This window comes from Streptomyces sp. APSN-46.1, from assembly GCF_022815725.1.
Taxonomy (GTDB): domain Bacteria; phylum Actinomycetota; class Actinomycetes; order Streptomycetales; family Streptomycetaceae; genus Streptomyces.
Genome location: NZ_JALGRF010000018.1, coordinates 26,348 through 52,644, shown reverse-complemented (window position 1 = coordinate 52,644; position 26,297 = coordinate 26,348). Strand labels below are relative to the sequence as shown.

Here is a 26,297-nt window from a genome sequence, read left to right as displayed (position 1 = left end):
GGGAGGTAGGCGGCGGGGTTGTTCTGGGCGAGGGCGCGGTAGAGGTCGGTGGCTTCGGTGATGGTGGTGAGTGCGCCCTGTCGGTCTCCGGCCCCGGCCTGGACGGCGGCGAGGTTGTTGAGTGCGCCAGCGAGGTCGGGGAGGTAGGCGGCGGGGTTGTTCTGGGCGAGGGCGTGATGGATGGTGACGGCTTCGGTGATGGTGGTGAGTGCGCCCTGCCCGTCTCCGGTCTCGCTCTGGAAAGCGGCGAGGTTGTTGAGAGACATGGCGAGCTCGGGGAGGTAGGCGGCGCGGTTGCTGCCTGCCAGGGACCGGTAGAGGTCGGTGGCTTCGGTGATGGTGGTGAGTGCGCCCTGTCGGTCTCCGGTCTCGCTCTGGAAGGCGGCGAGGTTGTTGAGTGTGCCGGCGAGTTTGGGGAGGTAGGCGGCGCGGTTGCTGCCTGCCAGGGACCGGTAGAGGTCGGTGGCTTCGGTGATGGTGGTGAGTGCGCCCTGTCGGTCTCCGGTCTCGGCCTGCCGGTTGGCGAGGTTGTTGAGGGACATGGCGAGGTCGGGGAGGTAGGCCGCGCGGTTGCTGTCTGCCAGATACCGAAAGAGGTCGGCGGCTTCCTGTGCCGGTGCGAGGGCCTCGATGCGACTGCCGTCCTGTGATAGCGAAAACGCCACGCTGTCGAGCGCGTGTGCGAGATCGGGACGAAATGCTTCCTCTCGCAGGTCGGCCAACTCACGGATCAGTGCGATTCCGCGGTGGTTCGCCATTGCCGCGTGTGCCGCTAGCGTCTCTAGCAGGTAGAGGTTCGCGTTCTCGATCATCGTGGCGTCAGCGGACTGCTCCAGCAGGAGATCGACCAGCGCACGTGCCACGCGGTACGCCGGATCGGACTCGCCTGCCGTGTTCCGCAGGTGGCCGATGAACTCACGGTGATAGAGGCGGTACACCGCCTGGACGCCGTCGGTGTCTTCCACGACGTAGTGGCCGTACGTGTTCAGCAACCAGTCGACGTCCTCGGGGCCGTACTCGGTTCCGTCCGAGCTGAGGGCTGAGGCCGCCGCTTCCCAGACCCCTCGTGCCGGCATACCGTTCCCCGCGCTCCAGGCCAGCGCGGTCAGCAGATCCTCGGCTGCCTGCGGCAGGTGCTTGCCGTCCCGCTCCCGCTTCGGGCCCTCCGCCAGGTCCTCAGTGAAGGCGGCGCTGATGGAGGAGGGAATGGCGTGGGCCCAGTCGTCCAGACCGGACACGGCGAAGCGCCGGATCACGGCGTCGGTCGCCATCCTGGCAAAGAGGAAGCCGCCTGTGTGGGTGGATGCGCGGTCCGCGATCAGACCGGCTGCCGGCGCCACGTCTTCGGGCGGCAGCTCGCGGGCGAGCAGTCGTCGGAGGCAGTACTCCCGGATGTCGTTGGCGGTCTCGGTCTCGTCGTCCAGATCGGACGCGCGGGCCCGGACGTCCAGCAGACGGCTCACCGTCTGGTCCAGGGGCTCCTGAAGTTCCCGCTGGGGGCGGAACGGGCGGTCCCGGGAGCCGAGGAGTACGCAGACCAGGCGGCTCAGGGGCGAGAGGAGCTGTTCGACGATGGGATGGGCCTGGTCAGGAGCCGCTTCGTCCAGGCCGTCCAGGACCAGGGCCGGGAGCCGGTGCTGAGAGGAGTCGGACCACTTCTTCTCGACCTCGGCGATCAAGGCCGCAGGGGTCTGCGGCTCGGGAAGACGGAGGTGGCGGGCGATGGCCTCGGCGAGTTGCTGCACCGTGAAGCCCCGTAGGTGCAGTGAGACGTCCACCGAGCCCTCGCCCGGGTCCGGGTCCTCGGGGGCGAGGGCCCCGTGCTGCTCGATGTCCGCGCGGTGCTTGGGGTCGGACAAGGTGGCGATGCGCCCGAGTACGGCCGACTTGCCGCTTCCCGCGCTGCCCGTCACCAGGAACAGTCCGGCCTGCCGTGCCTCCAGCCACTTCGTGATCTCGCCGAGCACACGGCGCCGGCCGCTGAAGAACCAGCCCTCGTCCGTCAGGGCGGCTCCACGGCTCGCCTGGACGAGGTGTTCGACCAGCTCCGGTTCCGGGGCGTCCGCCCGACGCGGGTTGTCGAACATCAGCCGGGCCTCGCCGCCGAACATGACCGGCACCGGTGCGTGGCCGACCTCCTGAGGCCACTGGGCCAGCACGGTATTGATGACCGTGGCCCCGCTGACCTGCCCGTTTCGGCGGCTCCACTCGTGGCGGTAGTCGTCGGTCCGCGGGCCGTCCCGCAACACCTGGGTGAGGGTCTCCAACAGGATCCCGGAGGCCTCGGCCTCTTCCTGGGGACGGCAGCTCGCGATCACCCCGAGCCATGGGGACCGGCCGGGCGGAAGGTTCCGCATCGACAGCTTTCCGAGCGCTGTCTTCAGGGACTCCACCACCCCGGCGCCCGCATGGCAGGTGTCGATGATCAGCAGCATCTGGTCCGCCTTGCTGCGCAGAGCCGCCTCCGTCAGCAGATTGGCCGAAAACGTATCCGCCGCGTACTCCGGGTCGTCGGTGTCGTGAACGACCAGGTGCAGGGAGTCGGCGTCGAGGACGCCGTGGCCGGACCACAGGATGACGGCGGGGCCGTGACCGCCGCTCTCGGCCCAGTCCGCCCCCCAGTTCTTCAGCTGCGCCCTGAGTGGGTCGTACGGTGGGTCGGGCACCACCCTCTGTTCGTAGCCGCGCTCCTCCAACAGGGAGCACAGCTCCCGCATTTGACCGGTGGCGCCGGTCAGGGTCCGGAACCGCGTCTTCTGGTAGTTCTCGACCACGATCCCGAGCGCCGTTCCCCGGATCTCGTCCGCCGTGCGCTCACTCACCGGAGCCTCCCACCAGGGTCAGCGCCGTCACCGTCGTCTCCGTGCGGTGGCTCACCCGTACCGCCAGGCGGTACGCGCCCGGTTCCGGGGCCGGGAAGGTGGCGGTGTAGCGGCCCTCGCCCAGGGGGCGGATCGTGCGGGACAGGGGCTTGGCGCCGTCCGTCGGGCGGAGTTCCGCCGTGAGGTGGAGGGCGTCGTGGTCCGGGGTCTCCGGCGGGATCGTGACCGCGACCTCGTAGGGGTCGCCCGGGGCCAGGAAGGAAGGGGCCAGGACGCTCAGGGGGACGGTGGCGTCCTCGTCGCCGCGGTGGAACGGGCGGGCGTGGCCCAGGAGGCCGCACAGGGCGTCCCGTACGCCCCGGTTGTTCTGGAGGGCGCCGTGCTGCTCGCATGGGGTGTGGGATTCCGGCACCGCGTAGTCCGTGTTGTCGGCGTTCGTGGGGCGGGCCGAGAGGCGGGGGACCGTACCGTCGCCGCGTTCGTCGATGCCGTCGATCAGCCAGAGGGGGGTGAGGACGTCGTCCGCGTACTCCGCCGTCGTCAGCGTCGGCTGGCGGATGCCGGTGATGGCGTGCAGCGGGGCCGCGGGGGCCGCCCGGCGCAGGTTCGCGTGGAAGGCGGCCGCGTCCTTCAGGAGCCACGGGTCGATTCCCGGCAGGCCCGGGAGGTCGCGGGCGTACGCGAGGCCGCCCGGGCCCGCAACGCACGTGTAGTCCGGGGTCAGCTGGTGCAAGGAGGGGAGGCTGCGCGCGAAGGCGCTGAGGTCGACGCCGAGGCGGCCCCAGCCCTTGCGCAGGCCGTTCACCAGGTGCCCGAGGGCGTCCAGCGAGCCGCGGTGCGGGGTGCCCAGGGTGATCAGGCGGCGGGTGACCTCGTGGCCGCCGAGGCATTCCACGTAGTGGCGGGCGATCAGGCCGCCCATGGAGTGGCAGATGAGGACGACCCGGGCTTCGCGGCGCTCGGGTGCGGAGGCCTGCCAGCGCGGCAGCTCGCGCGCGAGGGTGTCGCGCAGCCGCTCCGCGTTGTAGCGGCAGGACAGGCGCCAGTCGTACGGGAAGGGGAGGAGGTTCTCGCCGCGGGCGACGGTGAAGGTGCGTTCCAGCCAGCCCAGCAGGTCCGTGTAGCCGTCGACCGGCTGCCAGATGCCCGGGATCGCGTGCACGTCCGGCATCAGGCCCGTGGGCACGACACCGTCGCCGGGGTGGTCGTCGCCGATGTCCTTCGGGAGCCGCAGCCCCTTCACCACGCCGCCGAAGGTGCGCAGGCCCCGCCACAGGGCGCTGCCCGACAGGTCCCAGACCGGTTTGCCGTCGGCGTCCGCCAGCCGGCTGCCCATGATGCCCGGCAGCACCACGACAAGATCGATCACCCGTGCACGCGACATGCAAGCCCCCCCGCTGGTCATCCCTGGACCGGCAAGGGTAAGACGACGGCGCCCTTGTCCGGAGGGGTTCCGGACAAGGGCGCCGTTCGCTGCTGAAGCGGGGAGCCTTACAGGCCGAGCTCGACCTCGAACTCGCCGGCCTCCAGGATGGCCTTGACGGCCGAGAGGTACCGGGCCGCGTCCGCGCCGTCCACCAGGCGGTGGTCGTAGGACAGGGTCAGGTACGTCATGTCGCGGATGCCGATGTTCGTGCCCTCGGCGGTCTCGATGACCACCGGGCGCTTCACCGTGGCACCGATGCCCAGGATGGCGACCTGGTTCGGGGGCACGATGACCGTGTCGAACAGCGCACCGCGCGAGCCGGTGTTGCTGATGGTGAAGGTCGCGCCCGACAGCTCGTCCGGCGTGATCTTGTTGCCGCGGACCTTGGCGGCCAGGTCGGCGGTCGCCTTGGAGATGCCCGCCAGGTTGAGGTCACCGGCACCCTTGATGACCGGGGTCATCAGGCCCTTCTCGGAGTCCACGGCGATGCCGATGTTCTCCGAGTCGAAGTAGGTGATGGTGCCCTCGTCCTCGTTGATCCGGGCGTTGACGACCGCGTGGGCCTTCAGCGCCTGGGCAGCGGCCTTGACGAAGAACGGCATCGGCGAGAGCTTGACGCCCTCACGGGCAAGGAAGGAGGCCTTGGCCTTCTCGCGCAGCTTCATGATCTTGGTGATGTCCACCTCGACCACGGAGCTGAGCTGAGCCTGCGAGTGCAGGGCCTTCATCATGTTGTCGCCGATGACCTTGCGCATGCGGGTCATCTTGACCGTCTGGCCACGGAGCTCCGAGACCTCGGCGGCAGCCGGGGCCTTGGCGACCGGGGCGGCGGCCGGAGCCGCGGCGGCGGCCTTGGCGGCCTCGGCGGCGGCCAGAACGTCCTGCTTGCGGATACGGCCACCGACGCCGGTGCCCGAGACCTGGGACAGGTTGACGCCGGACTCCGAGGCGAGCTTGCGCACCAGCGGGGTCACGTACGCGCCCTCGTCACCGGCGGAGACCGGGGCGGCGGGAGCGGGGACGGCAGGGGCGGGGGTGACCGGAGCGGCAACCGGAGCCGGAGCGACCGGAGCCGGAGCGGCAACCGGAGCCGGCGCGGCCACGGGGGCCGGAGCGGCAGCGACCGGAGCCGGGGCGGCCGGGGCGGCAACCGGGGCCGGGGCGGCGGCCGGGGCCGGGGCTGCAGCCGGAGCCGGGGCAGCCGCCGGAGCGGCACCCGCGACGCCGATGACGGCCAGACGGGCGCCGACCTCGGCGGCCTCGTCCTCGCCGACCAGGATCTCCAGCAGCGTGCCGGAGACCGGCGCCGGGATCTCGGTGTCGACCTTGTCCGTGGAGACCTCGAGCAGCGGCTCGTCGGCCTCGACGGTCTCGCCGACCTGCTTCAGCCAGCGGGTGACGGTGCCCTCGGTGACGCTCTCGCCCAGGGCGGGGAGAACGACGTCCGTACCGGCGGCGGCAGGGGCCGCAGCCGCTGCGGGAGCCTCGGCGACCGGGGCCGGAGCCGGAGCGGCCGGGGCCTCGGCGACCGGAGCCGGAGCGGCGGGAGCCTCGGCAGCGGCCGGAGCGGCGGCCTCGGCGGCCGCGCCCGAGCCGTCGTCGATGACGGCCAGCTCGGCGCCGACCTCGACGGTCTCGTCCTCGGCGACCTTGATGGAGGCCAGGATGCCGGCGACGGGGGAGGGGATCTCGGTGTCGACCTTGTCGGTCGAGACCTCGAGCAGCGGCTCGTCGGCCTCGACGCGCTCGCCCTCGGCCTTCAGCCAACGGGTGACAGTGCCCTCAGTGACGCTCTCCCCGAGCGCCGGAAGGGTTACGGAAACCGGCATGGTTTCAGTTGCTCCTTACGAAAGTGCGGAAGTGGTCGTCGCGCCCGTGACGATTAGTCGTGTGCGTGCAGCGGCTTGCCGGCGAGGGCCAGGTGGGCCTCGCCCATCGCCTCGTTCTGCGTCGGGTGCGCGTGGATGAGCTGCGCGACCTCGGCCGGCAGAGCTTCCCAGTTGTAGATCAGCTGGGCCTCGCCGACCTGCTCGCCCATCCGGTCACCGACCATGTGGACGCCGACCACGGCACCGTCCTTGACCTGGACGAGCTTGATCTCGCCCGCGGTCTTCAGGATCTTGCTCTTGCCGTTGCCCGCCAGGTTGTACTTCAGGGCCACGACCTTGTCCGCGCCGTAGATCTCCTTGGCCTTGGCCTCGGTGATGCCGACCGAGGCGACCTCGGGGTGGCAGTACGTGACGCGCGGGACACCGTCGTAGTCGATCGGAACGGTCTTCAGACCGGCCAGACGCTCCGCCACCAGGATGCCCTCGGCGAAGCCGACGTGCGCGAGCTGGAGGGTCGGGACGAGGTCACCGACGGCCGAGATGGTCGGCACGTTGGTCTGCATGTACTCGTCGACCAGGACGTAGCCGCGGTCCATCGCGACGCCCTGCTCCTCGTAGCCCAGGCCCTGCGAGACCGGGCCGCGGCCGACGGCGACCAGCAGCACCTCGGCCTCGAAGGTCTTGCCGTCGGCCAGCGTGACGCGCACGCCGGTCTCGGTGTACTCGGCCTTGTCGAAGAAGGTGCCGAGGTTGAACTTGATGCCGCGCTTGCGGAACGCGCGCTCCAGCAGCTTGGAGCTGTTCTCGTCCTCGACCGGGACGAGGTGCTTGAGGCCCTCGATCACGGTGATGTCGGAGCCGAAGGACTTCCACGCCGAGGCGAACTCGACGCCGATGACGCCGCCGCCCAGGACGATGGCCGACTCGGGGACGCGGTCCAGGACCAGCGCGTGGTCCGAGGAGATGATGCGGTTGCCGTCGATGTTCAGGCCCGGCAGCGACTTCGGCACGGAGCCGGTCGCCAGCAGGATGTGGCGGCCCTGGATGCGCCGGCCGTTCACGTCGACGGAGGTCGGCGAGGAAAGGCGGCCCTCACCCTCGATGTAGGTCACCTTGCGGGAGGCGACCAGGCCCTGCAGGCCCTTGTACAGGCCCGAGATGATCTCGTCCTTGTACTTGTGGACACCTGCGATGTCGATGCCCTCGAAGGAGGCCTTGACACCGAACTGGGCGGCTTCGCGCGCCTGGTCCGCGATCTCACCCGCGTGCAGCAGAGCCTTCGTGGGGATGCAGCCGTTGTGCAGGCAGGTGCCGCCGAGCTTGTTCTTCTCGATCAGGGCAACGTCCAGACCCAGCTGGGATGCGCGCAGCGCCGCGGCGTAACCGCCACTGCCACCGCCGAGGATCACTAGGTCGAAAACGGTGCTGGCGTCGTTCGCCACGTCACGTCCTCCATGCATGTGCGCCGGGCACCGGTCCTCTGTGACCGGGCGGCGGCTGGTATCGGCCGCTTGTTTCTTCGGCCCTGTGGTGGGGGCCCTGTCCTGCCGAGAACCCATCTTCGCATTTGTCGGGGGAACGCGGGACGCCGGGCCCGGACTGTGACAGGTCGTTCTGCCCGAAGTAAGGGTTACCGCTGCGTAGAAACGTACGGATTTCGTTGTGAGTGAAACGTACCCCGGGACCTCGATCAAGGTCCCGGGGTGCGTCACGTCTCACACGCGCACGTCACACACGCGCACGTCACTCGGTACTACGTCAGCCCAGGTCGCCCGTGGCCGTACGCTCGGCCAGCCGCACCAGGGTGCGCACGGCCGAGCCGGTGCCGCCCTTGGGGGTGTAGCCGAACGGGGAGCCCTCGTGGAAGGCCGGGCCCGCGATGTCCAGGTGGGCCCAGGTGATGCCCTCGCCGACGAATTCCCGCAGGAAGAGGCCGGCCACCAGGCCGCCGCCCATGCGCTCGCCCATGTTGGCGATGTCGGCGGTGGGGGAGTCCATGCCCTTGCGCAGGTCCTCGGGGAGCGGCATCGGCCAGGAGGCCTCGCCGACCTCCTCGGCGATCTCGTGGATCGCGGTGCGGAAGGCGTCGTCGTTCGACATGATGCCGAAGGTCCGGTTGCCCAGGGCCATGACCATGGCGCCGGTCAGGGTGGCGACGTCGACGATCGCGTCCGGGTTGTCCTCGGAGGCCCGGGTCAGCGCGTCACCGAGGACCAGGCGGCCCTCGGCGTCCGTGTTGAGGACCTCGACGGTCTTGCCGCTGTACATGCGCAGCACGTCACCGGGACGGGTCGCGGAGCCGGACGGCATGTTCTCGGCGAGCGCGAGCCAGCCGGTGACGTTGACCCGGAGGCCCAGCTTGGCGATCGCGACGACGGCGGAGAACACGGCGGCGGCGCCGGCCATGTCGCACTTCATCGTCTCGTTGTGGCCGGCCGGCTTCAGGGAGATGCCGCCCGAGTCGTAGGTGATGCCCTTGCCGACGAAGGCGAGGGTCTTCTCCGCCTTGGGGTGGGTGTAGGAGAGCTTCACCAGGCGCGGCAGGTTCTCGGAGCCCTTGCCGACGCCCATGATGCCGCCGAAGCCGCCCTTGAGCAGAGCCTTCTCGTCCAGGACCTGGACCTTGACGCCGTTCTCCTTGCCGGTCGCGGAGGCGACGGCGGCGAAGGACTCGGGCGTGAGGTCGTTCGGCGGGGTGTTGACGAGGTCGCGGGCGATGTTGACCTCGGTCGCGACGACCGTGGCGCGCTCGGCCGCGGCCTTGTGCTCCTTGTCGCGCGGCTTCGCGCCGAGCAGGGCCACCTCGGCGAGCGGCTGCTTCGGGCCGCCGTTCTTGTCGCCGTTGCCGGCCTTCTTCTCGCCGCCCTGGTAGGCGGTGAAGGCGTACGCGCCCAGCAGCGCGCCCTCGGCGACGGCGGTGACGGCGGAGGCGTCGTCGAGGGGGAGGGCGAAGGCGGCCTTCTTGGTGCCGTGCAGCGCGCGGGCGGCGGCGCCGGCGGCGCGGCGCAGCGCCTCCTCGTCGTAGGACTCGTCCTTCTCCGGTACGGAGCCCAGCCCGACCGCCAGCACGACGGGGACCTTGAGGCCGGCCGGAGCGGGCAGCTTGGTGATCTCGCCTTCGGCGCCCGAGGCACCGAGCGCTTCGAGCACGGCGGCGAGCTTTCCGTCGTACGCCTTGTCCACGGCCTCGGCTCCGGCGGCGGCCACGGGGCCCTTGGGGCCCTTCGCCACGCCGACCACGAGGGCGTCGGCGCGCAGCGTCGCCGCGCCGGCAGTGCTGAGAGTCAGAGCAGTCACGGTGGTGAAGTCTCGCTTCCGTTTGTGTTGGTGGGCGCGTCGGTCGCGTCAGGGTCGCCGGCCGCGCGAAGCGATCGTATTCGGGCCCGACGGCCGCCGGAAATGAGCCTACGCGTAGCCGCTCACCCGTACGCCTGTCGAAGGTTTGGCAAGTTGTTCGATCACGTGGTGATCAGGTTCACCCATCTGTGGCCTCTGTTCCAGGTTTGCCCCGTAGACGTGGACGAGGTCCGAAAGACTCGGTCCACTCCCACAAGGGGGCGCGGGGCTCCTTTGCGTCAAGAAGAACCGGGTATCGGGATCCCCCTCACGAAGGAGGGGGCTGTCAGCTGCTCTGGTTGAGGGCCGCCGTTACCAGCACCAGCCAGCGTGTAGGTGGAGGTGAACGAAGTTGGCTACGTTCCACGCAGGTGAGAAGACCCACCAGTCCGTGCTTCCTCAGCGGGCTGCTCTGGAATTCGAGTCAGCAGACACCCCTCGGATCGGGGACGAAACGGGGCTCGAACACCGTACTCGTGCGGTACCCGGCGTGGAACATGCGCGAGGGGAGACCGACGATGCTTCACCTGGCATCGACGGCGTCACCCCCGACCGTGAGGTTGGGGAGAGGGTCCGTGAGGGCCATCCCGTCGTGTTCGTCCTGGACAAGCACGGCCATCCGCTGCAACCGACCAGCCCCGCCAGGGCCCGCGAGCTCCTCAAGAACGGCCGGGCCGTCGTGGCCCGCCACACCCCGTTCGTCATCAGGTTGAAAGACCGCACCGCGGATCAGTCGCAGGTGGACGGAGTGGAACTCGGGATCGATCCCGGGTCCAAACACACCGGCATCGCCGTGTTCACCGCGAAGGACGGCGAGCGCCGAGGCCTGTACGCGTTCGAACTTACCCACCGGGGCGGCGCCATCCGGGACAAGCTCACCGCTCGTGCCGCCTACCGGCGTGGCAGGCGCACCCGCAACCTGCGTCACCGCGAGCCCCGCTTCTCCAACCGCACCCGCCCCAAGGGCTGGCTCTCCCCGTCGCTGCGTCACCGTGTGGACACCACCATGTCGTGGGCCACACGGCTCGCACGCTGGGCACCCGTCCGTACGGTGCATGTGGAGCTGGTCGCGTTCGACACCCACGCCATGTCCAACGGCGGACCGCTGGAGGGGGCCGAGTACCAGCACGGCACCCTGCACGGCACAGAGGTCCGCGAATATCTCCTCGCGAAGTGGGGGAGGGCCTGCGCCTACTGCGGCACCACCGGAGTCCCCCTCAACATCGACCACATCCACCCCCGCTCACGCGGCGGCAGTAACCGCATCTCCAACCTGTGCACCGCCTGCGTCCCCTGCAACGAGAAGAAGTCCAACCAGCCGGTCGAGGACTTCCTCAAGCAATCGCCGCGCTTGTTGGCCCGCATCCTCGCCCAGGCCAAAGCCCCACTCCGTGACGCCGCAGCCGTCAACGCCACCCGAAGGGCGCTGTGGCACGCCCTGGACGCAGCCTTCCCCTCGGTGCGCGCCGCATCGGGTGGCCGCACCAAATGGAACCGGCAGCGGACCGGCACCCCGAAGACCCACACCCTCGACGCCCTGTGCGTCGGCGAACTCGACACCGTAACCCGTACCCCAGCCCGTGTCCTCGCCGTCACCGCGACCGGACGCGGCACCTACACCCGCACACGATCCGACAAGTACGGCTTCCCCCGCCTGCGTCTGCCCAGGCAGAAGACGTTCTTCGGCTACCAGACCGGCGACCTCGCCCGCGCAATCGTCCCCACCGGCAAGAAGGCCGGCACCCACACGGGGCGCATCGCCGTCCGGGCCACCGGCAGCTTCAACATCAGAACCGCACACGGGCTCATCCAAGGCATCCGCCACACGCACTTCCGCCTCCTTCAAAGAGCCGATGGCTACGGCTACACCATCCGATCCGAAGGACCCACCGACGCCACCTGACCGTCACCGACGTAACCGAAGCGACCTCAGGCGCTCCGCGCCTCCGATCCAAGGATTCGCTTGCTCCCCCAGCTGAGGCAGGGGTTTCCACGAAAGAAGTCCGATGATTTCCACAGAGCCTCCCCGGCCCGGCCGACCGCCATGGACCGCGTCGAGGGATGCCTGCGGGGGGAAGGCCGAAATGGTCAACAAGAAAAACCGGATGAACAGGGTCGCCGCCGCCATGGTCGCGGCAGCCTTGATGTCCGTCGCCGTACCCGCCTCGGCCGCCGAGGTGGCCGCGACACCGCGCATCGACCTGAAGGTGCTCGTCGTCGACGACGGCGGCAGCTCGGTCGAGGCGATCACCGCGGAGCTCAAGGACACCGGAGTCCCCTTCACCCGCGTCGTGCTGGGCAGCGACAGCCGCCCGGTCATCGACGCGGGATTCCTCAGTGACACGGTCGACGGCCGTCCGCGCGCCAAGTTCCAGGGCGTGGTCCTGCCGAACGAGAACCCGTTCGGGGCGGACTCGGCCGAGATGGCCGCGCTCACCGCGTACGAGACGACGTACGGAATCCGCCAGGTCGACGCCTACACCTGGGCCCACCCGGGAGTGGGGCTGGAGTACACCGACAACGGGGGGTACAACGGTCAGCTCGACGGCACGCAGGCGGCGGTCACCGCCGCCGGCAAGGCGGGCGCCTTCGGGTACCTCGGCGGGCAGGTCACCTTCGAGGACAACTCCGCCCTCATCCCCGAGAGCTACGGCTTCATGGGCAAGCCGCGCCCCGGCTACACCAGTTACGTCGACGCCCCGGTCAGCGGCGGCAGGGCCTCGCTCGTCGGCGAGTACACCCACGACGGGCGCAGCGAACTGGTCGTCACCTTCGGCTACAACCAGTACCAGCAGCAGTTCCGGCTGCTGGCCCGGGGCATCGTCGACTGGCTCACGCAAGGGGTCCATCTCGGCCAGAGCCGCAACTACTTCGCGGTCCACGTCGACGACGTCTTCGCGCCGGACGCCCGCTGGAGCAAGGAGCTCAACTGCACCCCCGGCGACTACGCCTGCGCGGGCGGCGAGGGCAAGGAGAGCACCATCCGGATGACCGCCGCCGACGCCCAGTACGCGGCGCAGTGGCAGCAGGCCAAGGGCTTCAAGCTCGACATGCTCTTCAACGCCGGCGCCGGGGAGGAATGGAAGGCCGAGAACGGCGGCACCGACGCCCTCACCGCCCAGCTGATCGCTGACCGGGCCAAGTACCGCTGGATGAACCACACCTACACCCACCCCTTCCTCGGCTGCGTCCAGGACACCACCACCGTGCCCTGGAGCTGCACGAAGAACGCCCAGGGCGCCATCAACTGGATGAGCCGGGCCGAGATCTCCGCGCAGATCCGCGACAACAACAACTGGGCGGCCTCCAAGGGCATCGCCCTCGACCGCACCGAACTCGTCACCGGCGAGCACTCGGGCCTCAAAACCCTCCCGCAGCAGGACCAGGACAACCCCAATCTGGCCGGCGCCCTCGCCGACAACGGCGTGAAATGGGCGGGGAGCGACAACTCGCGCGAACCCGCGCAGCGTGCGGTCGGCGCCGCCCGCACCGTCCCGCGCCACCCGATGAACGTGTACTACAACACGGGCACCAACGCGGAGATGGCGGACGAGTACAACTGGATCTACGCCAGTCGCGCGGACGGCGGCAGCGGCGTCTGCGAGGACAACCCCGCGACCTCCACCTGCCTGCCGGCCCCGCTCGACGTCACCACCGGCTACCTCGACCACATCGTCCCGCAGGAGGCCCGTACCGCCCTGCGCCACGTGCTGGCGAACGACCCGCGCCCGCACTACGTGCACCAGAGCAACCTCGCCGAGGACCGCACCCTCTACCCGGTGCTCAACCAGGTCCTCGACACCTACCGCACGCTCTACGCGCCCAGCGCCCCGATCGTGAACCAGAGCATGAAGGCCACCGGCGTCGAAATGAGCCGCCGCGCCGCCTGGGACAAGGCCGTCACCGCCAACCAGGTCACCGCCTACCGCATCGGCACCACCGTCACCGTCAAGGCGCCCGCCGGAGTGGTGGCCCCCGTCACCGCGCCCACCGGCACCAAGAAGCAGCTCCTGCTCGGCACCTCGGACTTCGGCACCGCGTACGCCGGTTCCCGCTCCGCCTGGACCTCGCCCGAGCTGCTGCAGTCCGCGGTGACGCTGAAGCTGCCCAGCTGATCCTGCTCCCCGCTCCACCAGCAAGCGACAGCCGTCACCAGCACCACTAGAGCCGGCGCTCCGCGAGACCAACGGGCGCCGGCCCCTTTAAGTCCTGGGGGGACCCACCGCATGAGCCATGGGCGCCATGTCACCATGCTCACCGAAGGCACCTATCCACACGTCCACGGAGGCGTCAGCACCTGGTGCGACCAACTGGTACGCGGTATGCCGGAAGTCGACTTCAACGTCATAGCCCTGACCGGTTCCGGACGTGAGCCGGTCACGTGGGAGCTGCCGCGCAACGTCTACCGGCACACCGCCGTCCCGCTCTGGGGCCCGCCCCCGGGCCGCAGCCGCCGCGGCACCCCGCGCGGCAAGGCCCACCGCCGCTTCACCGACACGTACGAAAGCTTTCTGCTCTCCCTGCTGGACCCTCCCCCAGCTACCGCTGGGGGTACCCCCAGCCACGGAGGCTTCTCCGCGGCCCTGCGCGAACTCGCCCAGCTGGCCCGGGCCGGCAAGCTCGCCCAGGCCCTGCGCTCCGAATCGGTCCTGCGCCTGCTGATGACCGTATGGACCCGCCCGGGCCTGGCCACCGCCGACGCCGCGCCCACCATCCACGACGCGCTCACCGCCACCGACCTGCTGGAACACGCCCTGCGCCCGCTCTCGGTGCGGATCCCGCCCGACTGCGTCGCGCACGCCGTCAGCAGCGGCCTCGCCACCCTCCCGGCCCTGGCCGCCACCTACCTCGACGGGGTGCCGTTCCTGCTCACCGAGCACGGCATCTACCTGCGCGAGCGCTACCTCGGCTACCGCACCGCCGAACAGCGCTGGCCCGTCAAGGCGCTGATGCTCGGCTTCTACCGGGAGCTGAACTCCGAGGGCTACCGGCAGGCCGGCCTGATCACCCCGTGCAACCAGTACAACCGCCGCTGGGAGGAACGCGGAGGCGCCGACTCCCAGCGGATCCGCACCGTCTACAACGGCGTCGACCCGTACGCCTTCCCCGAGGCCGGACCGGAGCCCGAGGTGCCCACCCTCAGCTGGTGCGGCCGCATCGATCCGATCAAGGACCTCGAAACCCTCATCCGCGCCTACGCGTTCATGCGCGAGGAGCTGCCCGCGCTGCGGCTGCGGCTCTTCGGGCCGGTCCCGGCCGGCTGCGAGGAGTACAAGCTCCGCCTGGAGAAGCTCGCCGCCGACCTCGGCGTCGCCGACGGCATCACGTACGAGGGCCGCATCGACAAGGTGGCCGAGGCCTACGCGGCCGGCAGCATCGTGATGCTCTCCTCCATCAGCGAGGGCTTCCCCTTCAGCATCATCGAGGCCATGTCCTGCGGCCGCACCACCGTCTCCACCGACGTCGGAGGGGTCCGCGAGGCCGTCGGGGACACCGGCCTCGTCGTCCCGCCCCGCGAGCCCGAGACCATGGCCCGCGCCACCCTCGCCCTGCTCCGCGACGACGAACGCCGGGCCGAACTCGGTCGGCGCTCCCGCAAACGGGTGGTGGAGAAGTTCACCCTCCACCAGTCCGTGGACGGCTTCCGGCACATCTACCGAGAACTCGCGGGCCAGCCCGTCCTCCCGGTCCGCGCGGGCGACGACTGGACCCAGCGCCTCGCCGACCCCTGGTACCGCGAGCTCGCCGCCGACGGGAGCCTGTGGTGAGCGGATCCCTCTGGCTCAAGCCGCCGGACGGGGGACGGGTGTCCATCGGCCCCCCGGCCGATGGCCGCGCCACCTGCGGGGCCGGGTCCGGCGATCGTACGGGCCCCGGTCCCACGGGACCGGGTTCGCCCGGCTCCGCCGGCCCTCGCGGGGATACGCTCCCCGATCTCCCCCGACCGCGCCACGAGGGCCCGGCCGCCGACCCCATGGACGAACTCGCCGAGCGCCTCGACGTGTTCATCGCCGCCGCCGTCCACCCGGACGAGATCGCCGCCATCCTCGAATCCGACGGCATGACCGACGAGCACATCCGGCTCACCTACGGCCGCCACGACTCCTTCGGACTCGCCGAGGAGCTCTACGCAAGGGTGCCCCGCTCCTTCCCGGAGCCCGCGGACGCCCCCGACCCCTGGAAGGTCCCCCTCACCGCCTGCCTGCTGCGCGGGGTCATCTTCGCGCTGCCCGGCCTCGCCTACCTGCTCGGCGCGCCCCTGCTGGACGGCCCGCCGGACCGGCTCGGGCTGCCCGCCGGGACCCTGACCCTGCTGGCCGGGGCGCTGATCGGCTGGGTCTGGGACCAGACCCTGTCGCACCGCGCCTACTCCTGGCTCGGCCTCGGCGACCGGGCCGCCGCCGGGCGGACCCTGCTCGCCGGGGCCCCGGCCGGGGCCCTGCTGGGCACCGCCGCCGCGCTGACCGTCCCCGGCGGGCCGCCGTTCTCGTACGCCTTCGCCGCCGGGCAGGCCTTCTACGTCGGAGCCGCGACCGTCCTGCTGGTCCTCGGGCGCGAGCGGACGCTGTTCGCCGCGCTCGCCCCGATGGCCGCGGGGGCGGTGCTCACGCTGTTCGTGGACCTCGCCGTGCCGGTACGGGTGTCCCTGCTGGCGGTGTCCCTGCTGGCCGCCTGCTCCCTGGCGGTACGGGAACTGCCGCTGGCCGAAGGAGCACGGGCCGCCGTACGCCGCGTCCGCGGCTGGTCGCGGCGCCGGCCGGGCGAAGGGCCGGTGCGCTGGCGGATGCTGCGCGGGGCCGAGGAGGAGTACGCCCCGCGCGGCCCCCGCCTCGGGGAGTCCGTGCCGTACGGGGTGTTCGGCCTCGGCACCGGCCTGCTCGTGCTGTACGCCGCCCTCGGGGAGGTGCTCGCCGGCGGGCCCGCAGAAGCGGTCGCCGCCCCCTCGGCGGTGGCCCTCACCCTCAGCATGGGGCCCGCCGAGTGGCTGCTCCACCGGTTCCGCAGCGGCAGCCTCGCCGGACTCCGGGCGGCCCGCTCACCCCGGGCGTTCCGGCGCCGGATGCTCGCCGCGCTGACCCGGTGCGTCGCCGTGTACCTGGCGGTGCTGCTGGCCCTGGGCCTGGCCGGCACCCTGCTCTGGCCGGGCGCGCCCGGCCTGACCGGGGTCCGGGCCGCCACGCTGCTGCTGCTCGGCGGCGTGATGTGGACCGGGCTGCTGCTGCAGTCGTTCGGGGCGGTCCGCCCGGCCGCCGCGGTCTGCGCCTCGGCGGCCCTCGCGCAGAGCCTGGCGCTGCTGACCGGGCTGGGACAGCCGCGGGTGGTCCAGGTGGTGGTCGCGGGCACGGCCGCCGCGGCCCTGACCGCCCTGGTCTGCCTGCTGCTCGGCCGCGCGACAGCACACCGCTGACCATGCACCCGAAGACCGAAGGACCCGAATAGCCGAAGGACCCGATGCACCCGATGGACCCGACGGAGCCGAATCACCCCATGGACCCGGAGAAGGACCTCATGCTGCTGGTGCCCCTGTACGAGCACCCCGCGGACCGGCCCGAGGCCTGGGAGCTGCTGATCCGCCGCGCCGGCCGGCTGCACTCGGTGGTGCTCAACCCCGACAGCGGGCCGGGAAACGCCCCCGACGAGCGGTTCGCCGCCGTCGCCGGGCGGCTCCGCGAGGCCGGGGTGCCCGTCCTGGGATACGTGGACACCGACTACGGGCGCCGCCCGCACGCCGCCGTGGTCCAGGACCTGCTGCGCCACCGCGACTGGTACGGCACCGACGGGACCTTCCTCGACCAGGCCGCCGCGACCGTCGAACTGCTGCCGCACTACGGGCGGCTCGCCGTCGCCGCCCGGGCGGCGGGGGCCCGTACCCTCGTCCTGAACCACGGGGTCCACCCGCACCCCGGGTACGCCGAACTCGCCGATCTCCTCGTCACCTTCGAGGGCCCCTGGGACGCCTACCGCGACGCGGACGCCGTACCGCTCTGGACCGCCGAGCACCCCGCCCGGCGGTTCTGCCACCTCGTGTACGCCGTCCCGCGGGGCGCGCCCGCCGCCGAGCTGGCGCGGCAGCGGCGCGCCGGGGTGCACTGCGCGGTCCCCGGCTCGGGCGCGCACCCGTGGGGAACCCTCCCGTACGCCCTGGAGGCCGGCTAGCGACCCAGCCCCGCCGACTGTGACCCAGCCCCGCCGGTGCAACTCCAGCCCCGCCGGCGAGGCTGGATTTGCCCGGCGGGGGCCTCAAAGGCCGGCGAGGCTGCTGGGCACTAGGCCACCGGGAGGATGGCGTGGACGCGGTAGCCGCCGCCGTAGCGGGGGCCGGCGAAGCAGGATCCGCCCAGGGCCGTGGCGCGCTCGCGCATGCCGAGCAGGCCGTGTCCGCCGCCCTCGGTGCCCTCCGGCGACAGGGGCGACAGGGGGTCCGGGCCGGTGCCCCCGTCGTCCAGGACGGTCACCTCCACCGAGGCCCCGACCCGGACCACGCTGACCTCGGCCCGCACCCCCGGGCCCGCGTGTTTGCGTACGTTGGTCAGGGCCTCCTGGATCACCCGGTACGCCGCCAGGTCCACGGCGGCCGGCAGCGGATCCCGTTCCCGTCCCAGCTGCAGCATCACCCGCACCGGCAGCCCGGCATGCCGGAACGTGTCCGTGAGGTCCTCCAGTACGGCCAGCCCGGGCGCGGGCTCGGTCGGCGCCTCCGGGTCACCGGTCTGCCGCAGCAGTCCGACCGTGGCCCGCAGTTCGTTCAGCGCCGAGCGGCTGGCGTCCCGTACGTGGGCCAGCGCCTCCTTGGCCTGGTCGGGCCGCTTGTCCATGACGTGCGCGGCCACCCCCGCCTGCACATTGACCAGGGCGATGTGGTGGGCCACCACGTCGTGCAGGTCCCGGGCGATCCGCAGCCGCTCCTCGGCGACCCGCCGCCGGGCCTCCTCCTCCCGCGTCCGCTCGGCCCGCTCCGCGCGCTCCCGGATCGCGTCGACGAACGCCCGCCGGCTGCGCACCGCGTCCCCGGCCGCCGCCGCCATCCCGGTCCACGCGAAGATGCCGATGTTCTCCTGCGCGTACCAGGGCAGCGGGCCGGCCAGCATGGCCACGCCCGTCAGCCCCGCCATCGTCAGCAGCCCGATCCGCCAGGTGGTGGGCCGGTCGGTGCGGGCGGCCACCGTGTACAGGGCGATCACCGCGCACATGGCGACCGGCGCCCGGGGCTCCCCGGTGGTCAGCTCCAGCAGGGAGAGCCCCGCGGTCACGGCGAGCACGGCGCGGGGCTGCCGCCGCCGGAACACCAGCGTGGCCGCGCCCATCAGCATCAGCAGCAGCGAGAACGGGTCGGGGGTCCGGGTGCCGAAGGTGGGCCCGTGCGGTCCATGCGGATCGGCGAAGGACCCGACGACCATGCAGACGAGCGCCCCGAGCGCGAGTACGGCGTCGGTGGCGAGCGGATGGGCCCGCATCCACTGCCGGGTGGGGGCGAAGGGCTGCCCGAGTGGTGTCGTCACCCCGATACGGTACGACCCTCCCGCGGCCGCTCCTACGTGAGCTGCCGCCGGCGCCGGCGTCGGCGCCCCAGCGGCGTCCGCGAGCGCTCCGGCCCCCACCTGGCCCGCACCACGCACACGGCCATGACGGCGGCGATGGCCGCCAGGTGCTCCTTGCCCGCCAGATTGTCCTTGACCAGCACCTCGCCGGTCATCGCCAGGATCACCAACGCCCCAGTGAGGTACGCCCGGTACCGCCAGCAGACGTAGATCGCGAGCCCCACCACCGCCGCCGAGGGCCCCGTGTCGTTGACGATCCGGTCGGACACCGGCAGGCCGAGGGGATGGTCGGGGCCCAGCGCGAGCCCGACGCGCGCGTACGTGGTCCCGGCGAGGGTGGCCACGTAGCCGACGGCGAGGGTGCGCCACCAGCCGATGCAGATCTCCGAGATCCCGAAGACCAGCAGGACCTGCGCCAGCGCGCCCCACACGGGCAGGTCGAGCGCGGGCACGAACAGCGACAGCGGGGTCCGCAGGAGGGCCAGCCACAGCGGGTCCACGGCCTTGACCGAGCCGAGGTTCTGGACCGGCTGGAAACCCCACGCGGTGTTCTGGACGATCTGGAGGACCGAGGTCAGACAGACGGCGCCGATGGTCATCGGGATCGCCCGCCACCCGTCACGGGCGAGTGCGCCCCGGACCGTCCGGAACAGGGGCCCCCACTCGCGACGGGCGAACCGTCGCGGTGAGGAGGTGGTCCACGCTGTCAACGACGGGTCTCCAGGTGTTTGCGGTGCAGCCACTTCGGAAGTCCGGGGGCCTCCAGGAAGCCCTCGGCCCGGCCCGCCGCGATACCGATCCGCAGCAGGTCCGCACTCTTCTCGAAGAGCATGAACCGCGGTTCCCAGATCGGCCGGTATTTGGCGTTGGCCCGGTAGAGGGACTCGATCTGCCACCAGCGCGAGAAGAAGCTCAGCAGCGAGCGCCACATCCGCAGCACCGGACCGGCACCGAGCTTCGACCCGCGCTCGAAGACGGAACGGAACATCGCGAAGTTCAGTGAGACCTGTGTGACGCCGATCTCCTTGGAGCGTTCGAGGAGTTCGATGACCATGAACTCCATCAGACCGTTCTCGGACTCCCGGTCACGGCGCATCAGGTCCAGCGACAGGCCCTTGGGCCCCCACGGCACGAAGGACAGCAGGGCCCGCAGATCGCCGTTGCCGTCGGTGCACTCCAGCATCACGCACTGGCCGTCGCCGGGGTCGCCCAGCCGGCCCAGCGCCATCGAGAACCCGCGCTCGGTCGCGCCGTCGCGCCAGTCGTCGGCGCGGCGCACCAGCTCGTCCATCTCCTGCGCCGGGATGTCGGCGTGGCGGCGGATCCGGACCGTGTAACCCGCCCGCTTGACCCGGTTGAACGCCTGCCGGACGGTCCGCATGGCGCGGCCCTCCAGGGTGAACTCGGCGGTCTCGACGATCGCCTCGTCGCCCAGCTCCAGCGCGTCCAGGCCGTGCCGGCCGTAGATCTGCCCGGCCTCCTCGCTCGCGCCCATGACGGCCGGCACCCAGCCGTGCTCGCGGGCCTCGGCCAGCCACGGCTCGATGGCGCCGGGCCAGGCCTCGGGGTCCCCGATCGGGTCGCCGGAGGCCAGCGAGACACCGCCGACGACGCGGTAGGTCACGGCGGCCTTGCCGGTGGGGGACCAGATGACGGACTTCTCGCGGCGCAGGGCGAAGTAGCCAAGCGAGTCGCGGTCGCCCTGCCGGGCGAGCAGCGCGCGGAGCCTCTCCTCGTCCTCCTCGGTGAGGGGGTCCACGGCGCGGCGCGAGCGGAACGCCGCGAACAGCACGGCGAGCAGCAGCAGCATCGACATGACGTTGATGAAGACGTCCACCCAGCCGGGCGTGGTGATCGCCTTGAAGTCCATGTCGTCCGGGGCCAGGGTGATCAGCCGCAGTACGCCGTACTTCCAGCGGGCCAGGAACGAGGCCTCGGAGGCGTCCGGGTCGATGTTGGCGGCGCCCACGAGCAGCGCGGCGACCAGCGAGGTGGCGAGCAGGCCGACGGCGGCGACGGCCACGGCCAGCTTGGGGTTGGAGCGGTCGCCCTTGGCGTAGAACTCGTGGCGGCCGAGGACCAGCGCGCCGACGAAGGCGGCGGTCAGGACGAGGGAGACCCAGTTCTGGGCGTGTTCCCGGAACTCCGGGTAGTACCCGGTGAACGCCGAGACGGCGAAGGCGAGCAGCAGCAGCCCGCTCACCACCAGGTTCAGGATCCACGCGGCCCGCTTGCGGCGGCCCATCGTGACGGCGAGCAGCAGCGAGAACAGGCCGGAGGCGAACCCGGCCGTCAGCAGGTACGGGGTGTAGAAGTCGGCGGTGTTGTGCCGGCGCAGATCCTGCCCGAAGGAAACCCACACCGCGCTGAGGAAGTTGACGAATGTGACGGCGCGCAGGTACCAGACCGCGAACGCGGCACTGCGCCGCGACCGGGTGCTCCCCCTGCCGGTCCCCCGGCCGCCCCCCTGTCCCCCCTGTTTGGCGTTGGCGGCGGGCCCGCCGCCGGTGGCGATCTTGTTCCTACCGGACGCCGGTACGGCTCCCCGGTCGGTGTCTGCGCTGGTCAAGCGGACCTCTCCCATGAAACGCGATGATATGGGGCATCACCGTCCATGGGCGGTCCGGGCGCCCGCGCACTGGTCAGGTCCGCGGGGCCCGTCGCCTCATTCCGTCGGCTGCTCCACAGCCCGCTCCGGCAGTTCCGCCGCGAGTGCGGCGGCCGCCTGGACCAGGGGGAGTGCCAGCAAGGCCCCGGTTCCTTCTCCCACAGTGACGCCGTGGTCGAGCACAGGGTTGAGCGCCATCCGGTCCAGGGCCTTCGCCTGGCCCGGCTCGCCGCTGGCCTGGCCGGCGAGCCACCAGTCCGGGGCCCGGAACGCGGCCCGCTGGGCCACCAGTCCGCAGGCCGCGGAGACGATGCCGTCGAGGATGACGGGCGTACGGCGTACCGCGCACTGGAGCAGGAACCCGGTGATCGCGGCGACGTCCGCACCGCCGACGGCCGCCAGCAGCGCGACCTGGTCGCCGAGGACGGGGCGGGCCCGGCGCAGCGCGTCGCGGATGGCGGCGCACTTGCGCATCCAGGTGAGGTCGTCGATGGGTGTCCCGCCGCGGCCGGTGACCACGGAGGCGTCGGTTCCGCAGAGGGCGGCCACCAGCGTCGCCGCGACCGTGGTCCCGCCGACGCTCAGATCCCCGAGGACGACCAGATCCGTCCCGGAGTCGGCCTCCTCGTCGGCGATCCGCATCCCGAGCCGCAGCGCCGCCCCGGCCTCCTCGGCCGTCAGCGCGTCCTCCACGTCGATCCGCCCGCTGCCGCGCCGTACGCGGTGGCGGGAGACGTCCTCGGGGAGCAGTCCGGGGTCGCAGTCGAGGCCCGCGTCCACGATCCGCACGGTGGCGCCGAACCGCCCGGCCAGGACGGAGACGGGGCTCTGCCCGTCCAGCACGGAGCGCACCAGCTCGTGGGCGGTGCCCGCCTTCCGTCCGGACACGCCTTCGGCGGCGATGCCGTGGTCGGCGGCGAACAGCACGACGCGCGGCCGCTCGATCGGCTTGACGGGGACCTGACCCTGCGCGGCGGCGAGCCACTCGGCGAGATCGTCCAGCCTGCCCAGCGCCCCGGGCGGCACGGCCAGCCGCTCACGCCGCTCTTCGGCGTCACGCCGAACGCCCCCGTCGGGGCGCTCGATCAGATCGGAGAAGTCGTCGAGATTCAGCGTGGTCATCTGCCAGAGCGTACAGCCGGTGAGGCCCTACCCAAGCCCCGCTTCCCGGGCCGTCCGCGCCGCCTGAGCGGTCAGTCCTTTCAGTCCTTGCGGTCAGTCCTTTCAGTCCTTGAGGACGACCGCCTGGCCGGCCACGACGAGCAGGACGTGCTCGCACTCGGCCGCGACGGCGTTGTTCAGACGGCCCAGCTCGTCGCGGAAGCGGCGGCCCGACGCCGTCGCGGGGACGATGCCCGAGCCCACCTCGTTGCTCACGGCCACCACCGTCCGCCGCGTCGTCCGCACGGCGGCGATCAGCTCCGCCACCCGCTCACCCAGCTCCTTGCGCCCCGGACCCGCCCAGACGGCGTCGTCCCACGCCCCGGCCCGGTCCATCGCGTCCGTCAGCCACAGCGCCAGGCAGTCGATCAGCAGCGGCGGCCCCCCCTCCACCAGCAGCGGAGCCAGCTCGCAGGTCTCCACGGTCCGCCAGGACGCCGGCCGCCGCTCCCGGTGCAGACCCACCCGCGACGCCCACTCCGCGTCGCCCTCGCGGGAGCCGCCCGTGGCCACGTACACGACCTCCGGGAACCCGGCCAGCCTCCGCTCCGCCTCGTACGACTTCCCGGAGCGCGCGCCGCCCAGCACCAGTGTCCGGCGCGGCAGATCCGGCACCGCGTGGTACTCGCCGACCACCACCGTGGTCCCGTCCGGCACCGCCCGCGCACCGAGGGCCGCGCACCGCCGCTCCAGCTCCCGGCCCGGCGGGGTGTCGTGGTCCAGGTGTACGGCGATCACATCCGTGGTCGGGCCCACGGCCCCGCTCGCCCGCAGCCGGGCCAGCGCCTCCGGCCGGCCCAGCACGTCCGCGAGGACCATGTCGTACGGGCGCTGCCCGACGCTGTCGTTCATTCCGGCCGGGGCCCCGCCGGGCGGCAGGTACAGCAGCCGGCCGCCGTCCGGGCCGGTCACCTCGTACCCGGTGCCCGGCGCGTCCATCGGCACCGCCCGCACCCGGTGCCCGGAGATCACCGACAGCTCCCGCCCGTCCGGTACCCGCCCGGCGGCCGGCAGCCCGGGCGGCAGCTCCACCGCCGGACCCTCGTGCGGGTGGGTCAGCAGGACCTGTCGTACGCCGGCCAGCGAATGCCCGGCCCGCGCGCCGGCCAGCACCGCGCCGGGGGTCAGGTCGAGCAGCAGCGCCCCGTCCACCAGGACGGCGGTCGCGGCCCGGGCCCGGGTGCCCACGGAGACCGCGCAGGCGGCGCAGGGACAGCCGGGGCGGGGCAGTCCTTCGGGTGTTCCGGTACCGAGCAGAGTGAGTTCCACGGGATGATCCTCCCGCGTCGCCGGGACTGCTGCGCGCCCGGTTACTCTGCGGGCAGACTCAAGGCGAGCACGGATGAGCAACGGACGAGCAACGGAGGCGGACATGGCGTGGACGTGGCGGTTCGAGAAGGCCGACGGCACGGAGACGAGCCCGTCGGTGGTTCCCGAGGAGTTCACCACGCAGGGGGACGCGGAGTCCTGGATCGGCGAGTACTGGAAGGACCTGCTGGAGGGCGGCACCGAGCAGGTGAAGCTGTCCGACGACAACGGCGTCGAGCTCTACACGATGAGCCTGCGCGAAGCACTGAACGCCTGACCCCTGGCCGGGGCTGCAACCCGTAACCCATGCCAGAGTGCCCCCCGGGCTACCCGGGGGGCACTCTGGCACGGGGACAGGCTTAGCTGAAGGAGTCGCCGCAGGCGCAGGAGCCCGTGGCGTTCGGGTTGTCGATCGTGAAGCCCTGCTTCTCGATGGTGTCGACGAAGTCGATCGAGGCGCCGTGCAGGTACGGGGAGCTCATCCGGTCCGTGACGACCTTGACGCCGTCGAAGTCCTTCACGACGTCGCCGTCGAGGGAACGCTCGTCGAAGAAGAGCTGATAGCGCAGGCCGGAGCAGCCGCCGGGCTGGACGGCGACGCGGAGCGCCAGGTCATCGCGGCCCTCCTGCTCCAGCAGGGTCCTGACCTTCTCGGCGGCGGCGTCGGACAGGAGGATGCCGTCGCTCACGGTGGTCTTGTCGTCCTGTACGGACATCTGCATTCACTCCCGAAGTGGGCGGCTCCCCGCCGGAAGCAGGGAAACGTCGGACTCTTGCTCTTGCCGTCGATGGCAACGAGCGGGGTCGCGGATTCATTCCTGACCCGACGCTGGTTTCAGTTATTCATGCTCGCACACCGGCGCGGACGAGTGGACCCGATGGGCGGTTGGCTTCCCTCCGGCTTCCGAGCGGTGCGAATTCGTCACATCGACACTATGGCCATCGTCAAAGTGACATGAAGCAGCTATGATAGATAGCGTCAAATAGACGAGAAGTCGAAGCGATCTTCAGAAGTCCCTAGTCGCAGAACAGAAAGGGTGCGTGTCGTGACCACCGCCCAGCCTTTGGACGTCCAGCCGACGCCCCTCGCCCTGCTGCTGCTCGGCCGCGAAGCCGACCCCAAGAGCGAGCGCGGGGTGGAATGCCCCGGCGACCTGCCCTCGCCGTCGGACCCGGACCTGGTGGCGCGCGCCCGCGCGGCCAAGGAGAAGCTCGGCGACAAGGTCTTCATCCTCGGCCACCACTACCAGCGTGACGAGGTCATCGAGTTCGCGGACGTCACCGGCGACTCCTTCAAGCTGGCCAAGGACGCGGCCGCCAAGCCGGAGGCCGAGTACATCGTCTTCTGCGGCGTCCACTTCATGGCCGAGTCCGCGGACATCCTGACCGGGGACGACCAGAAGGTGGTCCTGCCCGACCTGGCCGCCGGCTGCTCGATGGCCGACATGGCCACCGCCGAGCAGGTCGCGGAGTGCTGGGACGTGCTGACCGAGGCCGGCGTCGCCGATGTCACGGTCCCCGTCTCGTACATGAACTCCTCAGCCGACATCAAGGCGTTCACCGGCAAGCACGGCGGCACGATCTGCACCTCGTCCAACGCGAAGAAGGCCCTGGAGTGGGCCTTCGAGCAGGGCGAGAAGATCCTCTTCCTCCCGGACCAGCACCTGGGCCGCAACACCGCCGTCCGCGACATGGGCATGTCCCTGGACGACTGCGTGCTCTACAACCCGCACAAGCCGAACGGCGGCCTGACCGCCGAGCAGCTGCGCGACGCCAAGATGATCCTGTGGCGCGGTCACTGCTCGGTCCACGGCCGTTTCTCGGTGGACTCGGTCAACGACGTACGCGCCCGCATCCCCGGCGTGAACGTCCTCGTCCACCCCGAGTGCAAGCACGAGGTGGTGGCCGCCGCGGACTACGTCGGCTCCACGGAGTACATCATCAAGGCGCTGGAGGCGGCCCCGGCCGGCTCCAAGTGGGCCATCGGCACCGAGCTGAACCTGGTCCGCCGCCTGGCGAATCGATTCGCCGCGCAGGACAAGGAAGTCGTCTTCCTCGACAAGACGGTCTGCTTCTGCTCGACGATGAACCGCATCGACCTGCCGCACCTGGTGTGGACCCTGGAGTCCCTGGCCGAGGGCAACCTCGTCAACCAGATCCAGGTCGACAAGGAGACGGAGAGCTTCGCGAAGCTCGCCCTGGAGCGCATGCTCGCGCTCCCGTAGGGAACGGGGTACGGACACCCCGGGCCCCGGCCCGTAAGCGCCC

18 protein-coding genes are annotated in these 26,297 nt (G+C 71.4%); 7 read left to right on the top strand and 11 right to left on the bottom strand.

Features of this window, described 5'->3' with window-relative positions:
- The 5 genes from MTF65_RS29660 to MTF65_RS29640 form a co-directional block, all read right to left on the bottom strand.
- Positions 1 to 2,822 (bottom strand): caspase family protein (locus MTF65_RS29660; protein WP_243632083.1); only part of this gene is annotated, 2,822 nt, incomplete at its 3' end.
- Positions 2,815 to 4,206, bottom strand: coding sequence for a lipase/acyltransferase domain-containing protein (locus MTF65_RS29655; RefSeq protein WP_243632082.1), 1,392 nt, complete (start codon positions 4,204 to 4,206; stop codon positions 2,815 to 2,817). The genes MTF65_RS29655 and MTF65_RS29660, both read right to left, overlap by 8 nt.
- Positions 4,207 to 4,313: 107 nt before the next feature.
- Positions 4,314 to 6,077, bottom strand: a complete 1,764-nt coding sequence (gene sucB, locus MTF65_RS29650; RefSeq protein ID WP_243632081.1) for a 2-oxoglutarate dehydrogenase, E2 component, dihydrolipoamide succinyltransferase — start codon at positions 6,075 to 6,077, stop codon at positions 4,314 to 4,316.
- A gap of 53 nt (positions 6,078 to 6,130) precedes the next feature.
- Entirely contained in the window at positions 6,131 to 7,519 is a 1,389-nt protein-coding gene (gene lpdA / locus MTF65_RS29645; RefSeq protein ID WP_243632080.1) for a dihydrolipoyl dehydrogenase, read from the bottom strand.
- 316 nt (positions 7,520 to 7,835) lie between these two features.
- Positions 7,836 to 9,374 (bottom strand): leucyl aminopeptidase, encoded by a 1,539-nt coding sequence (locus MTF65_RS29640; RefSeq protein ID WP_243632079.1) that lies wholly within the window; start codon positions 9,372 to 9,374, stop codon positions 7,836 to 7,838.
- Positions 9,375 to 9,903: 529 nt separating this feature from the next.
- Between MTF65_RS29640 and iscB the strand changes: the two genes are divergently transcribed.
- The 5 genes from iscB (at position 9,904) to MTF65_RS29615 (ending at position 17,570) form a co-directional block, all read left to right on the top strand.
- On the top strand, positions 9,904 to 11,316 hold the full coding sequence (iscB, locus tag MTF65_RS29635; protein ID WP_243632078.1) for an RNA-guided endonuclease IscB: 1,413 nt from the start codon (positions 9,904 to 9,906) through the stop codon (positions 11,314 to 11,316).
- 181 nt (positions 11,317 to 11,497) lie between these two features.
- Complete coding sequence (locus tag MTF65_RS29630; RefSeq protein WP_243632077.1) at positions 11,498 to 13,528, top strand: hypothetical protein; 2,031 nt, start codon at positions 11,498 to 11,500, stop codon at positions 13,526 to 13,528.
- Between the two features lie 111 nt (positions 13,529 to 13,639).
- On the top strand, positions 13,640 to 15,181 hold the full coding sequence (pelF, locus tag MTF65_RS29625; RefSeq protein WP_243632076.1) for a GT4 family glycosyltransferase PelF: 1,542 nt from the start codon (positions 13,640 to 13,642) through the stop codon (positions 15,179 to 15,181).
- Between the two features lie 206 nt (positions 15,182 to 15,387).
- Positions 15,388 to 16,821, top strand: coding sequence for a hypothetical protein (locus MTF65_RS29620; protein WP_243632075.1), 1,434 nt, complete (start codon positions 15,388 to 15,390; stop codon positions 16,819 to 16,821).
- A gap of 80 nt (positions 16,822 to 16,901) precedes the next feature.
- The gene (locus MTF65_RS29615) at positions 16,902 to 17,570 is read left to right on the top strand and encodes a spherulation-specific family 4 protein (protein ID WP_243632074.1); all 669 of its coding nucleotides are present in this window, start codon (positions 16,902 to 16,904) and stop codon (positions 17,568 to 17,570) included.
- 110 nt (positions 17,571 to 17,680) lie between these two features.
- Here the strand turns inward: MTF65_RS29615 and MTF65_RS29610 are convergent, their stop codons facing one another.
- The 5 genes from MTF65_RS29610 to MTF65_RS29590 all read right to left on the bottom strand — a co-directional run bounded on the left by MTF65_RS29610 (position 17,681) and on the right by MTF65_RS29590 (position 23,990).
- Positions 17,681 to 18,868: a sensor histidine kinase gene (locus MTF65_RS29610; protein ID WP_243632100.1), complete on the bottom strand. Its 1,188-nt coding sequence runs from the start codon at positions 18,866 to 18,868 to the stop codon at positions 17,681 to 17,683.
- Positions 18,869 to 18,945: 77 nt separating this feature from the next.
- Positions 18,946 to 19,551 carry a hypothetical protein gene (locus MTF65_RS29605; protein ID WP_374207326.1) on the bottom strand — a complete coding sequence of 202 codons (606 nt, stop codon included), beginning with the start codon at positions 19,549 to 19,551 and terminating at the stop codon, positions 18,946 to 18,948.
- A gap of 107 nt (positions 19,552 to 19,658) precedes the next feature.
- Positions 19,659 to 21,521, bottom strand: a complete 1,863-nt coding sequence (locus MTF65_RS29600) for a phosphatidylglycerol lysyltransferase domain-containing protein (RefSeq protein WP_374207325.1) — start codon at positions 21,519 to 21,521, stop codon at positions 19,659 to 19,661.
- A gap of 96 nt (positions 21,522 to 21,617) precedes the next feature.
- Entirely contained in the window at positions 21,618 to 22,673 is a 1,056-nt protein-coding gene (cobT, locus tag MTF65_RS29595; RefSeq protein ID WP_243632099.1) for a nicotinate-nucleotide--dimethylbenzimidazole phosphoribosyltransferase, read from the bottom strand.
- A gap of 111 nt (positions 22,674 to 22,784) precedes the next feature.
- A complete protein-coding gene (locus MTF65_RS29590) occupies positions 22,785 to 23,990 on the bottom strand; it encodes a bifunctional adenosylcobinamide kinase/adenosylcobinamide-phosphate guanylyltransferase (protein ID WP_243632071.1) in 1,206 nt (401 codons plus the stop codon).
- Between the two features lie 103 nt (positions 23,991 to 24,093).
- Here MTF65_RS29590 and MTF65_RS29585 point away from each other — a divergent pair, with 103 nt between their 5' ends.
- Positions 24,094 to 24,306: a hypothetical protein gene (locus MTF65_RS29585; protein WP_243632070.1), complete on the top strand. Its 213-nt coding sequence runs from the start codon at positions 24,094 to 24,096 to the stop codon at positions 24,304 to 24,306.
- Between the two features lie 82 nt (positions 24,307 to 24,388).
- Here MTF65_RS29585 and erpA read toward each other — a convergent pair whose 3' ends face one another.
- Positions 24,389 to 24,745 (bottom strand): iron-sulfur cluster insertion protein ErpA, encoded by a 357-nt coding sequence (erpA, locus tag MTF65_RS29580; protein WP_030010511.1) that lies wholly within the window; start codon positions 24,743 to 24,745, stop codon positions 24,389 to 24,391.
- 321 nt (positions 24,746 to 25,066) lie between these two features.
- On the opposite strand from erpA, the gene nadA reads away from it, so the two are divergent.
- Positions 25,067 to 26,254, top strand: a complete 1,188-nt coding sequence (nadA, locus tag MTF65_RS29575; protein WP_243632069.1) for a quinolinate synthase NadA — start codon at positions 25,067 to 25,069, stop codon at positions 26,252 to 26,254.
- The last annotated feature ends 43 nt before the right edge of the window (positions 26,255 to 26,297 follow it).

Coding starts and splice junctions, on each gene's coding strand:
- MTF65_RS29620 (WP_243632075.1), top strand. CDS start 15,388: ATGGACGAACTCGCCGAGCGCCTCGACGTGTTCATCGCCGCCGCCGTC.
- MTF65_RS29605 (WP_374207326.1), bottom strand. CDS start 19,551: ATGACCATCGGCGCCGTCTGTCTGACCTCGGTCCTCCAGATCGTCCAG.
- erpA (WP_030010511.1), bottom strand. CDS start 24,745: ATGTCCGTACAGGACGACAAGACCACCGTGAGCGACGGCATCCTCCTG.
- MTF65_RS29610 (WP_243632100.1), bottom strand. CDS start 18,868: ATGCGGGCCCATCCGCTCGCCACCGACGCCGTACTCGCGCTCGGGGCG.
- pelF (WP_243632076.1), top strand. CDS start 13,640: ATGAGCCATGGGCGCCATGTCACCATGCTCACCGAAGGCACCTATCCA.
- MTF65_RS29630 (WP_243632077.1), top strand. CDS start 11,498: ATGGTCAACAAGAAAAACCGGATGAACAGGGTCGCCGCCGCCATGGTC.
- MTF65_RS29615 (WP_243632074.1), top strand. CDS start 16,902: ATGGACCCGGAGAAGGACCTCATGCTGCTGGTGCCCCTGTACGAGCAC.
- sucB (WP_243632081.1), bottom strand. CDS start 6,077: ATGCCGGTTTCCGTAACCCTTCCGGCGCTCGGGGAGAGCGTCACTGAG.
- MTF65_RS29585 (WP_243632070.1), top strand. CDS start 24,094: ATGGCGTGGACGTGGCGGTTCGAGAAGGCCGACGGCACGGAGACGAGC.
- MTF65_RS29655 (WP_243632082.1), bottom strand. CDS start 4,206: ATGTCGCGTGCACGGGTGATCGATCTTGTCGTGGTGCTGCCGGGCATC.